A 14,190-nucleotide genomic window follows, 5' to 3' on the forward strand; every position below is an offset into this window, starting at 1 on the left:
TGTCGATGCCGCCACTCGGCCCGACGTGGATGCTCATCCGCATGTCCGGAAACCGCCGCGTCATCAGATCGGCGCACGGGGAGGCATAGCTGCGCCACACACAGCGACGAAGCCAGGGGGCGATACATGGCATTCGGCATCGAACGCCTGCAGCAGACAGCCAACCGCATCGAGTCCACCGTGACGGCACTCGCCACCACCACGCTCACGGCCCTCAGCGCCTCGGGCGAGCAGAGATTCGGCCGCCTCACCACTGCCATCAGCGGAACCGAGACTCGAATCAACACGCGAATCGACTCTGTCAACGTCCGCGTCGATGCGGTCCAAGCCGACCTCCGCGCACTCAAGCACGCGACCCACGCACTCCTCGAAGATGAGCGAACACGGCAGGAGATCGCCAAACTCCATACCCTTCTCTCGGAGCAGAAGGCTGAGATCGCAGCCCTACGCGCCGAAACTGAAACCAGGCGCCGAACGCTCGAACCAGCGGAGACGCAGCCAGAACCCGAACGAGTCTCGGCACCCGACCCCCGTGCCGGCGAGGCAGCCCCGCACACCCGGTCAGAACCACCCAGCGGGAGCCCCGACGACGTCAAGCTCTGGAAGCGACACCTCGACCTGCTGCTCGCATCCGCCGGAATCGCCTCGGCCAAGCTCACCTGCCATCACGACCTCTGGGCCTTCTACGTTGAGAAGACAGCCCACGAACAGCACTTCCGCATCCCAGCCGACATCAAGGACACAGGGAACGGGAAGGTACAGGTCACCCTCTCGGGTCGGACGCTCATCGCGTCCCTCACTGCCCTGTGGGAACTCCGCGGTAAGAGCAGGGCCAGCGAGTTGGCGAACGGGGACTGGGCTCTCTCCAACGAACTGTACGAGGCCGTCGCCGCCATCATCGAGTCGGCCAGCCGAGGACGCCGGACTGGCGAGGATGGAGGGTTGTCCGTGGTGATCGATAGTTCCCTCAAGCCCAGCCCCGAGGCGACCGTGACCGCAACATCCCGCGGTGGGGGCGCCGACGACACTGGCCCCGAAGGCGGCGCATCGGACACCGGTATCGCAACCGACTGATTTGAGACACGCCTTCGCCCCGGACCGCACGAGGCGTCCGGGGTGGAGGGTAGGTCCCGTTGACCCCTCCGCGCGTGCCGCATCGGTGGCGATCCGCGGACCTTCGTGGGTGAAGCCGGCAGTAGACGGCCGATCATCTGACGCGGTGTCATATCAAATTTCGCCCAAGCTCGCCCATCATCGGGCTAGTTGGCCCACTTTGGCGCTATAGACGTATCCGGAGCGTGGCTTTACGTTTCCTGCGGACATGCGTGGGAGACGTGGTCCTTTCGTGGCCTGTGGGGGGTTCGCATGAGGGCGGAGTGGCGTGCGGTGCTGGCGTCTGCCGTGGTGGGGGTCGTCCTGGCGGGGATTCTCGGTGCGGCGAGGCCGTCGACGGAGTCGGGTGGCGGTGATGGCGCTGGCGCGGTGGCGGAGGAGACGGTGGGGGAGGCGTTCTCCGAGGAGGAGGCGCTCGCCGAGGCCGCCAGGACCGGCGAGCCGGTCGAGGTGCTGTCCCTGCGCGGGGAGAGTCGCGATGTCCACGCCACCCCTGCCGGGAGCCTGGAGGCGCGGGAGTATCTGCGGCCGGTGCGTACCCGGTTGGGTGGGGAGTGGCGGGAGGTCGACACCGGCTTGGCGCCCGCCGGCGACGGCATGGTGGGTCCAGCCGCCGCCACGGTGGCCCTGGCGTTCTCCGGTGGCGGGGACGGCGATCCGATGGTGCGGATGGAACGGGGCGGGAGGTCGTTGGAGGTCTTCTGGCCCGGGGATCTGCCCGAGCCGGCGCTCGACGGCGCTACCGCGGTCTACGAGAACGTGTTCCCCGATGTCGACCTGCGCCTGGGTGCCCAGGCCGACGGCTACACGCAGTTGCTGGTGGTGCACTCCGCCGAGGCCGCCGCCGATCCGCGGCTGGCAGAACTCGTGCTGGGGCTGGAGACCGAGGGCATGACCGTGGAGGCGACGGCCGAAGGCGGGGTCGCGGCGGTCGACCACGGCGCGGGCTCGCCGGTGTTCGAGGCCCCGGCGCCGTTGATGTGGGACTCCATGCCCGAGAGCGAGGGGGCACGCGAGGCGACCGCCGAGGTCGGCGGGCGCCAGGGCCGGGTGGGCGTCGAGGTCACCGACGAGGGGCTGGTGCTGACGCCCGACGCGGACATCCTGCGCGGCGAGGACACGCACTACCCCGTCTACATCGACCCGCAGATGCACTCGCCCCGAGCCACCGCCTGGACCATGGCCTCCCGCTACTGGCACAACAGCCCGCAGTGGATGTTCAACGGTGAGAACAACGCGGGTCTGGGCCTGTGCGAGTGGGCCTACTGCAAGCCGAACGACCTGAAGCGGCTGTTCTACCGCCTCCCGGTCTCGCACTTCGCCGGAACGCAGGTCATCTCCGCCGAGTTCGTGGTCCGGAACGTGTACTCGGCGTCCTGCACCGCCCGCGAGGTGCAGCTCTGGCGCACCTGGAGCATCAACTCCGGCACCACCTGGGACACGCAGAACAATCCCGGCTTCTGGGTGGAACGCCTCGACGACCGCACGTTCGCCCACGGCCACGACGGATGCGCCGCGAAGGACGCCGAGTTCAACGTCACCGGCGCCGTCAGGGAGATGGCGGGGAACAACGCCTCCACCCTCACCCTGGGCATGCAGGCCACCAGTGAGGGCGACCCGCTCACCTGGAAACGCTTCGCCGACCGCGCCCATCTGCGCGTCAACTACAACCGCCCCCCGCCCCAGATCCGCATGTCCCAGCTGTCGATGGAGTACGGCGGGGCGTGCAAGCCACCGTCCAACCCCGCCTACGTGGCCAGCCGAGGAAGGATCTCGGCGCGCGATGTCACCGACCCCGACGGCGAGTCGGTGCGGGTCGAGTTCGGCGCCCGCTGGGACGCCGGCGACGGCCAGGGCAGCATCATCCGCTGGCAGGACATGACCACGGCCAAGCGGTCGGGCTCCCTCTTCTCCATCGCCCTGCCGTCGAACGTCCCCACCAACAAGCGGGTGGAGTGGTTCGCACGGGCCTATGACGGTCACAGCTACTCGCCCTGGTCGTCCAACGGTTCCGCCGAGCGGTGCGCGTTCATCTACGACCCCACCCGTCCCCAGGCCCCGGCCGTCTCCTCGCGGCAGTACCCGGAGGCCGATCCCGACGACCCAGACGACCCCTGGCGGGACGGCATGGGCAAGTACGGCGACTTCACCTTCGACGCGCCCGACGCCGACGTGGTCTCGTACCAGTACGGGATCAACCAGGACCCGACGGCGGCGAACTCCGTCACCACAACGGGCGGCGCCGCACGGACCGTTCAGGTGCTGCCGCAGAAGCCCGGCGTCAACTTCCTCACGATCAAGTCGATCGACGCGGCGAACAACGCGTCGACCATCCGCACCTACGACTTCACCGTCCGGGCCGGCGAGCCGGAGCGCATGGTGTGGGGCCTGGACGAGGAGGAGGGCGCCACCGCGGTCACGGGTGAGGGTGAGCCCTGGCGCGCGGCGCTGTCGGGCGGCGCCACGCCTGGAGTCCCGGGCGCGCGGGGCAGCGGGCTCCAACTCGACGGTGTGAACGGCTACGCGGCCACCGAGATCCCGGTGGTGGACACCTCGAAGAGCTTCGCCGTGTCGTTCTGGGCCCGGCTGCCCGAGGAGGGCGTGACCTCGCTCGGCACCGCCGTCTCCCAAGCGGGTGTCAACACCTGGGCGTTCAGATTGTCGGTTGATCCGGCCGAGGGGTGGACGTTCGCCCGCACGGCCTCCGACAACCAGCCTTTCGAACTCAGCGCGCGGCAGGGGCAGTCGGCGGCGGTGGGGGAGTGGACCCATGTGGTCGGGGTCCACAACAACGCCGACCAGGAACTGGTGCTGTATGTGAACGGTGAGCGCGTGGCCTCCGTGCCGTGGACCACGGCCCTGTGGGAGGCGCGCGGCGCTTCGGTCCTGGGAGCGACGGCGAACGGTGACGCCGCGCCGAGCCGCTTCTTCACCGGTGACCTCGACGAGGTGCGCTACTACGACTACTGGCTGAACGACGCGCAGGTCCGCCAGTTGCACGCCCATGAGGACATCACCAGCGGCAGTCGGCCGGCGACGGCGGTCTGGGCGATGGACGAGGCGGCGGAAGCGACCTCGGTCGTGGGCCGCGCTCAGCGGAGCGCGGCTCAGCTGAACGGTGGCGCGGCGACCGGAGGCGAGGGCATCGCGGGCGGCGCCCTCACCCTCGACGGCGCGACCGGTCGTGCCCTCACCGGTCAGCCGGTCCTGGACACGTTCCAGTCGTTCGCCGTCTCGCTGTGGGCATGGCTGCCCGCCGGCAAGGAGAACCGCTATATGACGGCCGCCACCCAGGGCGGCGCGTCCGGCCGCGGCTTCTCCCTCTACCACCGTCCCAACGGCGGTGGTTGGTCGTTCATGCGCGCCACGGGGCCGGGATCCGACGCCGCCAACGTCGAGGTGGTGGACAACCCCTGCGAGGCGGGCGAAACGGAGTGCCCCGCCGTCGGCCTGGGCACCTGGACCCATGTCGTCGGGGTACACGACCTGGACGGCAAGCGGCTTCAGCTGTACGTCAACGGGCGGTTCGCCGGGTCACAGCCCTACGACCACCGCTGGGAGGCGACCGGCCCCGTCATGCTCGGCGCCTCGGAGCACCCCGACGGCATCCGCAACCACATGGACGGGGCGCTCGACGACATCCGGATGTACGACCGGGTGGTCTCCGCCGAGGAGGTCAGGCAGCTGTACGCCCAGCGCCCGCTGGTCGGCGCCCGCTGGCAGTTCGACGAGGTGACGGGCACCGCCCCGGCGCTCACCCCTGACTCCTCGGACTCCGCCAACGCCCTGACGCTGCGCGGTGACCCGGCCGTGGGACCGGGGTGGATCGACTCGGGCGCGCTGGTGCTCGATGGCGTGGACGACCATGCCGAGACCACCGAGGTTCCCGTGGACACCACGACCAGCTTCACGGCCGCGGCCTGGGTCCAGGCGGCCGCGGTCCCCGAGGAGGGCGTCACCCTGTTCAGCGCGGCGGGAACGCAACGCAGCGCGTTCAGCGTGCGGTTCGTACCCGCCGCGGACGAACCCAGCTGGGGGCGGTGGGAGGTTACGGTGCCGGACGCGGACACGGCCACCGCCTCGGTGGTGAGCGTGGCCAACCCCCGGCCCTACGACCCACTGGAGTGGAACCACGTGGCCGTTGTCTACGACGGTTTCCGCCGTGAGGTGGAACTGTATGTGAACGGGCTGCGGGTCGAGGTGCCTTGTTCCGACGAGGCCCAGAGTGCCTGCGGCGGCATGTCCTGGGGCGGCAATGTGCTCTCGTTCCGCGCCGGGCATTCCCTCCAGGTGGGCCGCTCCCGTACCGCGGGCGCCTGGGACGAGTACTGGCCAGGATCCATTGACGATCTCTGGGTGTTCAAGGGCGCGTTGACCGGCGACCAGATCGCCTGGCTCTCCGGTCGGTGGGGCGACATCCCGACCGAGATCCCCGATCCCCGCTGACCCCACTCCTCACGTCCACGTCCACGTCCACCTTCACCTTCACTTTCACTTTCACTTTCACTTTCACTTTCATGCTCAAAAGCCCTACCAGATAGAGGGATTGAGAACGCCGATGAGCGGCAGAGCGTACCGACGCATCGTGGCGACCTGGCGCGCCCGCCTGGTGCTGATCATGGCGGCGCTGATGGTGACATCGCTGCTCCAGACCACGTCCTCTCCCCCCTCCGCGGCCCAGGACGCCGGGGGGTCCGACGAGGCGGTGAGCGGGCAGCCCGTCCCCGGAAGCGACGGCCTCGAGGTGCTGCCGCGCCCGGTCGAGGACGGACCTCGGGTGCCGGAGGAGGCCCCCAAGGCCGACTGGCCGGAGCCGGGCCGGGCCGACATTGAGCTGTCGGCGGCGGCCGGTGGCGAGGCCAGGTCCCAGGGGGCGCGCCAGGCTGGGGAGTTGCCCGTGTGGCTGGGATCGGCCGCGGAAGGCGACGCTGGCTCAGGACTGGCCGCCGAGGTGCGGCTGCTGGACCGCGAGGCGGCGGAGGCCGCCGGGGTCAACGGTGTCCTGCTCAGCGTCGAGCCCGATGCCGAAGGCGCCGGGGGTACGGTCGATGTGCGTCTGGATTACGCGGAGTTCGCCGAGGCATTCGGTGGCGGCTTCGGGTCGCGCCTGACCTTCCGGCGACTGCCCGCGTGCGCGGCGGACACGCCGGAGGACCCTCAGTGCCGCACCTCCGCCCCCCTGGCCTCCGAGAACGACGCCGAGGGACGGACGTTGACCGCCACCGACGTCGAGCTCCCCGCCTCAGGACAGGTGGTGCTGGCCGCCGTCGCCGACGACGAGAGCATGGAGAGCGACTACACCGCCACCGAGCTGTCGTCCTCCGCGACCTGGGACGTGGGACTGAACACCGGCGACTTCGCCTGGTCCTACGACATGACGGTGCCGGACGTGCCGGGCAGCCTGGTGCCGAACGTGGGCCTGTCCTACTCCTCCGGCGCCATCGACGGTCAGACCGGCGGAACGAACAACCAGGCGTCCTGGGTCGGTGACGGCTTCGAGCTGTGGCCCGGCTACATCGAGCGCCGCTACCAGTCCTGCGCCGAGGAGGGTGTGGAGAACGCCGATGGTGGTGAGGTCGGCGACCTGTGCTGGGAGTACGACAACGCGTTCATCTCGTTCAACGGGCAGGCCGGGGAGCTGGTCCCGGCCGGGGACGACGAGTGGAAGTTCCAGCGGGACGACGGCTCGCGCATCCGCCGCCTGACCTCGGACGAGCGGGCGAACGGCGACGACGACAACGAGTACTGGGAGCTGACCTCCTCGGACGGCACCCGCTACTACTTCGGCCACCACCGGCTGCCGGACTGGGAGTCGGGTGACGAGACCACCGACTCCACCTGGACCGTCCCGGTCTACGGCAACGACTCCGGCGAGCCCTGTCACGCCGCCGCCGTCGCCGACTCCTCCTGCACCCAGGCCTGGCGGTGGAACCTCGACTACGTGGTGGACACGCGCGGCAACGCGATCGCCTACTACTATGACGCCGAGACCAACTCCTACGGCCAGTTCCTCGACGAGGCCGACAACGCCCGCTATACGCGCGGCGGAACGCTGGACCGCATCGAGTACGGCCTGCGCGCGGACACCGTCTACGACCAACCCGCCCTCGCCCGCGTCGACTTCGGAGGCACCTCGCGCTGCCTCCCGCAGGAGGGCGCCGACTGCGCCGCCTCGGCGATCGACGACAACGAGCTGTACTGGTACGACACACCCTGGGACCTGAACTGCGACGCCGACGAGGACTGCGACGCCGGACGGCTCTCGCCGACCTTCTGGACCCGCCACCGCCTCACCGACATCACCACCCAGGTCTACAGCTCCGGCGACTATCGCGACGTCGACTCCTGGGCACTCCAGCACCGTTGGGGCATGGCGGACGTGGACTACCAGCTGCTGCTGGAGAGCGTCGAGCGCACCGGCCACACCGCGACCCCGGCCGTGACGCTCCCGAAGACGACGTTCACCTACACCCAGCGCGCCAACCGCCTGGACGAGATCGGCGACGGCTACGCCCCGTTCGTCAAGGAGCGGCTCTCCTCGGTCGCCGACGAGTACGGCGGCCAGATCGACATCACCTACTCGGGCGAGGCATGCGACGCCTCCGCCCTCCCGACGCCCGAGACCAACACCACGCGCTGCTTCCCGCAGTACCTCGGCGGCGGGGTGGACATCGACCCCGACCTGGAGTGGTTCAACAAGTACGTCGTCGAGGCGGTGACCGCGACCGACCGCACCGGCGGATCCCCCGAGCAGGTCACCCGCTACCGGTACCTCGGCGACGCCGCCTGGCACTTCGACGACGACAACGGCCTGGTGCCCGAGTCCGAGAAGACCTGGTCCCAGTGGCGCGGCTACGGCCAGGTGCGGGCGATGACCGGCGGCGAGGGCACCGACGCCATGATCAGCCAGGAGGACACCTACTTCCTGCGCGGCATGGACGGCGACCGGCGGAACGAGGACGGCGGCACCAAGTCCGTCTCCGTCGCGCTGCCTGCCGGTGAGGGCGAGGCCATCACCGACCACCCCGCCGCCGAGGGCTTCGCCTACCGCACCGCCCGCTACGACGGCGTGGACGGCCGGGTGCTGGAGAAGACCGTCAACAGACCCTGGCACCACGAGACGGCGAGCGACGAACGCGACTGGGGCACCCTCACCGCCGACCTCACGGGCACCGCCCGCACCACGACTTGGACCTCACTGGACGACGGCGCCGGCAGCCGATGGCGCACCACGCGCACGGACAACACCTATGACACCGTCGCCGGCCGACTCACCCAGACCAGCGACCTCGCCGACACGACGAGCGACGCCGACGACCGATGCACCCGCACGACCTACCTGACCAACGACGACGCGAACCTGCTCACCCTGCCCTCCCGCGCCGAGACCGTCGCCGTCGCCTGCGATGCCACCCCCGACCGCGCCGACGACGTCATCAGCGACGAGCGCTACGCCTACGACGGCCGCGCCCACGGCGCCACCCCCACGACCGGCAACCGCACCGCCACCGCCGTTCTCCAGGACCACGACGGCACCACCGCCACCTATCTGGAATCCGGAGCGACCTACGACGCCTACGGCAGGCCGCTGACCGCCACCGACCTGACCGCCGACGTCACCGCGACCGGCAACACCGTCACCCGCGCCGCCCGTTCCGACGGCCGCACGACCACCACCGCCTACCAGCCCACCACCGGCTTCGCCACCACCATCACCACGACGACGCCCCGCGCCAAGCCGGACGTCGCGACCTCCACCCAGGTCACCACCACCACGTTCGACGCCCTGCGCGGCCAGCCCACCCGCGTCGCCGACACCAACAACCGTGTCACGGCAACGGCCTACGACGCCCTCGGCCGCGCCAGCGCCATCTGGCTCCCCGACCAGCCCACCATCGACATCCCCACCTACCGCTTCGCCTACCGGATCGAGGACGACAGCCCGGTCTCCGTCGCCACCTACGAGCCCGAGCTCAACGGCGGCTACCGGATCTCCTACGCCCTGCTGGACGGATTCCTCCGCGACCGCCAGACCCAGGCCCCCGGCCCCGACGGCGGCAGGCTGCTCACCGACACCTTCCACGACCAACGCGGCCTGGTCACCAAGACCTTCGCCACCTACTACGCCGAAAACGCGCCCACCCAGAGCATCTTCCTCCCGGAGGACGCGCTCAACGTCGAGACCCAGACCCGCTACACCCACGACGCCCTCGGACGGGAGACCGAGGTCCAGCAGTTGGAGGGCAACACCGACGGGGCCACCCTCCTGTCCACCCTCACCACCACCCACCACGGCGACCGCACCACCGTGGTCCCACCCGAAGGCGCCACCACCACAACGACGTTGATCGACGCCCGCGGCCAGACCAGGGAGTTGCGCCAGCACCACGGGCGCTCGCCCAGCACCGACTTCGACGCCACCCGGTACACCTACACACCGGCCGGGCAGCTCGCCGGGGTCACGGATCCGGCCGGGAACAACTGGTCCTACGACTACGACCAGTTGGGCAGCCGCACCACCAGCACCGACCCCGACGCCGGGACCAGCGAGAGCACCTACGACGACCGCGGCCAGCTGCTCACCACGACCAACGCCCGCGACATCACCCTGGCCCACGTCTACGACGGGCTCGGCCGCCAGACCGAGCTGAGGGAGGACGGGCCGACGGGCCCCCTGCGCGCCGAATGGGTCTACCACACCCTCTCCCGCGCCGAGGGCCAGCTCACCAAGAGCGTCAGGTACCACGACGGCGCGGCGTACACCAGCCAGGTCACCCACTACGACGCGCTCTACCGGGCGTTCCGCGGCAGCACCGTCATCCCCGAGGAGGAGGGCGCGCTGGCCGGGACCTACCAGTGGGGCACCAACTACCTCGACTTCACCGGACTGGTCGGCGGCCACAGCTACGACGGGGTGGGCGGGCTCAGCGGCGAGGGCCCGACCTACCGCTATGACGAGACGCACCGGCTGATCAAGACGTTCGGCCTCGACTTCGACTCCGACATCAGCTACGACTTCGTCGGCAAGCCCCAGCTGTTCACGCTCAGCCAGGGCGCGAGCGGCTCGTTCACCGAGGTCCGCGCCATCTGGGAACGCGGCACCCAGCGCCTGTCCGCCATGCGCGTCCAACGGGAGAACCAGCCCGGGTTCGATCGGGCGGAGACCTACCGGTACGACGAGAGCGGCAACGTTCTCTCGATCGCCGACACGGCTCGCACCGGCACGGATGCGCAGTGCTTCCAGTACGACTACCTGCGCCGGCTGACCGAGGCGTGGGCCCAGGCGACGGAGAGCTGCGCGGGAACGCCCTCCGCCGGGGCCATGGGCGGCCCGGCGCCCTACTGGCACTCCTACAGCTACGACCTCGCCGGGAACCGGCTGACCGAGTCGCTCCATGAGCAGGAAACCGAGCGGACCTACGACTACCCGGCTCCCGGCAGCCCGCAGCCGCACACCGTCACCTCGGTGACCGAGGACGCGCCCGGGGTGCGGTCGCTGGAGGAGTTCACCCACGACGCGGCGGGGAACACCGCCACGCGGCAGGCCGGCGGCGACACGGAGGAGCTCACCTGGGACGCCGAGGGGCACCTGGCGCGCGTCGAGGAGGCCAACGGCGATGCCACCGAGTACCTCTACGACGCCGACGGCCAGCGGCTGATCGGCCGGACACCGACCGAGACCACGCTCTACCTGGGCGGGCACACCGAGGTCGTTCTGGCGGAGGGCGAGGACACGGTCACGGCCACCCGTTACATCGACATGGGCGGCGGCCACATGGCCGTGATGGCCGACGACGGCACGGTCTCCTTCACCGTCGGCGATCACCACGGCACGGGCCAGCTCTCCATCGACGCCGCCACGTTGGACGTCACCCAGCGTCGCACGCTCCCGTTCGGCGGCCCCCGGGGCGAGGCACCGAGCACCTGGCCCGGCACCCGCGGCTTCGTCGGTGGCACGGTGGACACCAGCACGGGACTGACCCACCTGGGCGCCCGCGAATACGACCCGGCGCTGGGCCGGTTCATCTCCCTGGATCCGGTGATGGACCCGGCCGACCCCCAGCAGATCCACGGGTACACCTACGCGAGCAACAACCCCCTGGCGTTCTCCGACCCGACCGGCCTGATCGAGGACCACTGCTGGTTCTACGGATGCAGCTTCGACGACGACGGCAGGGTCACCGGCGGCGGCACTTCCGGTTCCTCCTGCGGCGCGGCCTGCCAGCAGGGCCAGCAGGCCGCGGCCGAGTACCGCTGCGGCGGCCCGTGCGCAGCCTCCCCGCCACCGGCCTGCGACGCAGCCTGCCGCGCGGCGGCCGAGTACCGGTGCGGGTGGGACTGCTTCGGGCCTCCGCCTGTGTACGAGGACCCGCCCTGGTGGGCCGAATTCCTCATCGGCGCCATCCCCTTCGTCGGACTGCCCGACTGCATGGACGGCGTCGCCCTGGCGTGTCTCGACAGCGCGACCGACGTGGTCATCGAGGCCAAGATCGCGTTCCTGGCAGGACGGACAGCCCTTGAGGCGGGCGTCGACGCTCTGCGCAACAGCGACGGTTGCAACAGCTTCCCGCCCGGCACGTCGGTACTGCTGGCGGACGGCACATCCAAGCCGATCGAGGACGTCGAGATCGGCGACGTGGTCCTGGCCACCGACCCCGAGACCGGCGAGACCACACCTCGAACGGTCACCGCGGAGATCACCGGAACGGGACCGAAGGAACTCGTCACCCTCACGGTGACCACGGGCAACGGCTCGACCACCACGCTCACCGCCACCACCGACCACCCCTTCTGGGCCCCCAACCAGAACGCCTGGATCAACGCTGCCGACCTCGACCCCGGCATGTCCCTTCGCACTCCTCCGGGCACCGAGGCCACTGTTACGGCCACTCGAACCACCACCACAACAGCAACCGTCCACAACCTCACCGTCGAAGGCGTCCACACGTACTATGTACTCGCGGGGCAGACATCGGTTTTGGTGCACAACTCAGGGTCAGACTGCGATGTAAGCATCTACAAGGCGCCAAGCCGGGGTACGACGCAGAGGTTGCTGGAGGACGGGTTTGACCCCGCTGATTTCCCGGGTGCAGGGAATGGATACCCCGACGGTAGGGCGTACTTCGGTCTCCAGGATGAAGGCCGAGAGATCGCCCTCGATTATGCGAGTCGCGGGGGGTATGACTCGGCGGTAATTCGAGTAAGAATACCGGAGGCCGATTTTGGTCGTTACTTCAGTTCATATGTTGGATCTCATAATGGAGTGCCTGGGGTGGAGGTTGCCATTCCGAACGCGCAATTCGAAATATTGAATCGCTATCCGAGGGAATTGATTGAGTGAATGGCGGAGATCTGAATCCTTCTGAGCTTGAGTTCGTGGGATCACTCGTCGTCGGCCGCGTTGTGGCGGTCTTCAATTGGGGTGTCATCGTGGATATTGGGTTGTCGAAAGTCGGCTTGATTGACGCCTTGTATGTTGATGACGAGGACAAGTATGAGCCTGGAGCGGAGGTGGCCGCGTATCTCGAGTCGTTGGACTCGATGAAAGATAAGTACATCCTGAGGCCCCCTCATCAGACCTCGCTTGCGGAGCGACTGAGAAATAAGGGGTACGATGTGTAGTTCTTTGAGGGAACTCCCGCGGTTGCCCGCCCATGCCGACTTGGAACGCGTCCTGCGGTCGGCTCGCGCAGCCCGCACCCTGTTTGGTCCTGGATCGGCCGCCCGAGTGGCCAGCGATGCACAGTAGTAGTAATCTCCAGCAGGGTGAGAATCCGAGCCCACGCTATCTTCTCGCATCCCAACCTCTCTTTGCGATAGGGGGTATCCCCATTTCATTTATGGAAATCGCTTTTGTTGAGAGCGTTCCTCCCGGTCGACCTGCGGTGGGGGAAGATTTTCGTGAATGCGATTGAGAGGGTGCCGTGTTTTCAGGGAGAACAATTGGAGATCGCGGCGCGAGCGATGGCCTCATAAAGGCCCCTGATGGTGGACAAACTGAACCCAGCCTAGGGGAGGTGGGTGGTGCTGGTGTCAGAGGTGAGGAGGGATGTGTAATCCGCCGGGGTGCGGAAGATGCGGGCGTGGGCGATGTTCAGCGGGGTGACCTCGCTGATCGGCGGGGCGCGGCCGTCCCGGGCGGGCAGATGCCGGTGGGCAGGTCGGTGAGGTCGATGGCCTGGGTTCAGGTGAGGCGGGACCGTCGTGGGTGGAGGGGTCCGTCGGCGAGTTCGCTGAGGAGGCAGCGGTCGAGCAGGAGGCGGCCGGGGGTGGCCGACAGGGCGCGGTAGTGGCCCTCGGGGCCGAGCCGGGGGAGCAGCCCCGCAACGCCTGGTGCGACGGCGCGCTGCACCGACGCCTCGCCCATCACGGCGCTCCTCTCGCGGTCAACGAGCCGACGCATCGCGGTGCACCTCGTTGGCCACCGCGAACGCCTCCGCCACCATCCGCGTCTCGGGAACACCCCCGCGCCCGCAGGGACGACGTCTGGCGCAGTCGAGCTCATGCCGCTCGGGTAGGAACACCCCCGCGCCTGCGGGGACGACTTCCATCACGAAATAGCCATCCCAAGCGCCGACGGAACACCCCCGCGCCTGCGGGGAGAACTCCTTATCCGCCCGGAGTCGGGCGGCGCGGGCCGGAAGACCCCTGCTCGCGCGGGGGAGAACCCCTCACCCACAGGAAGGGCTGAGATGCAGCGCGGAAGACCCCCGTTCGCGCGGGGAGAACGTCGTGTAGCCGGTCTCGATGCGGGAGATGGTCGGAAGACCCCCGTTCGCGCGGGGAGAACACCAGCTGACCTGGGGCGTTGGGAGGGCTTTGCCAATTCGTTATCGTTGACGCTGAGCGGTGGTGGTGTCCTGTCGGTCTTCCGCGGTGTTCTCACGGTTCCTCAGCTTGCCCCTCGTTCCTCGGGTCTGCGTCCTGAGCGTAGGCGAAGGCTCTGGCCGGTGTGGCTGACTGCGTGGTGAGTGACTAACTGAGTGACAACCGTCGTGTCCAGCCGTGGATGACCCTGAACCGGTGTGGACTGTTCCCCCGGGCCAGCGGGGGTGGGCCTGCTGGTGAGTAGGGGGT

Annotated in this window: 5 protein-coding genes; 4 read left to right on the forward strand and 1 reads right to left on the reverse strand. The window is 69.1% G+C overall.

All coding sequences use genetic code 11. The features are described from left to right. Positions 1-126 precede the first annotated feature (126 nt). The 4 genes from ADY01_RS07470 to ADY01_RS07485 all read left to right on the forward strand — a co-directional run bounded on the left by ADY01_RS07470 (position 127) and on the right by ADY01_RS07485 (position 12,735). Positions 127-1,074 carry a hypothetical protein gene (locus ADY01_RS07470; RefSeq protein WP_049567704.1) on the forward strand — a complete coding sequence of 316 codons (948 nt, stop codon included), beginning with the start codon at positions 127-129 and terminating at the stop codon, positions 1,072-1,074. Between the two features lie 408 nt (positions 1,075-1,482). Next, positions 1,483-5,559 carry a LamG-like jellyroll fold domain-containing protein gene (locus tag ADY01_RS07475; protein WP_049567707.1) on the forward strand — a complete coding sequence of 1,359 codons (4,077 nt, stop codon included), beginning with the start codon at positions 1,483-1,485 and terminating at the stop codon, positions 5,557-5,559. A gap of 112 nt (positions 5,560-5,671) precedes the next feature. Continuing rightward, the gene (locus ADY01_RS07480; RefSeq protein ID WP_053170603.1) at positions 5,672-12,454 is read left to right on the forward strand and encodes a polymorphic toxin-type HINT domain-containing protein; all 6,783 of its coding nucleotides are present in this window, start codon (positions 5,672-5,674) and stop codon (positions 12,452-12,454) included. A gap of 35 nt (positions 12,455-12,489) precedes the next feature. Further along, positions 12,490-12,735, forward strand: coding sequence for a hypothetical protein (locus tag ADY01_RS07485; RefSeq protein WP_234320127.1), 246 nt, complete (start codon positions 12,490-12,492; stop codon positions 12,733-12,735). 562 nt (positions 12,736-13,297) lie between these two features. On the opposite strand, the gene ADY01_RS07490 is transcribed toward ADY01_RS07485, so the two are convergent. Then, complete coding sequence (locus ADY01_RS07490; RefSeq protein WP_159001027.1) at positions 13,298-13,516, reverse strand: hypothetical protein; 219 nt, start codon at positions 13,514-13,516, stop codon at positions 13,298-13,300. Between the last annotated feature and the right edge of the window lie 674 nt (positions 13,517-14,190).

Origin of the sequence: Streptomyces sp. SBT349 (genome assembly GCF_001083795.1) — a bacterium.
In the GTDB taxonomy this organism is placed as follows: Bacteria; Actinomycetota; Actinomycetes; order Streptomycetales; family Streptomycetaceae; genus Streptomyces.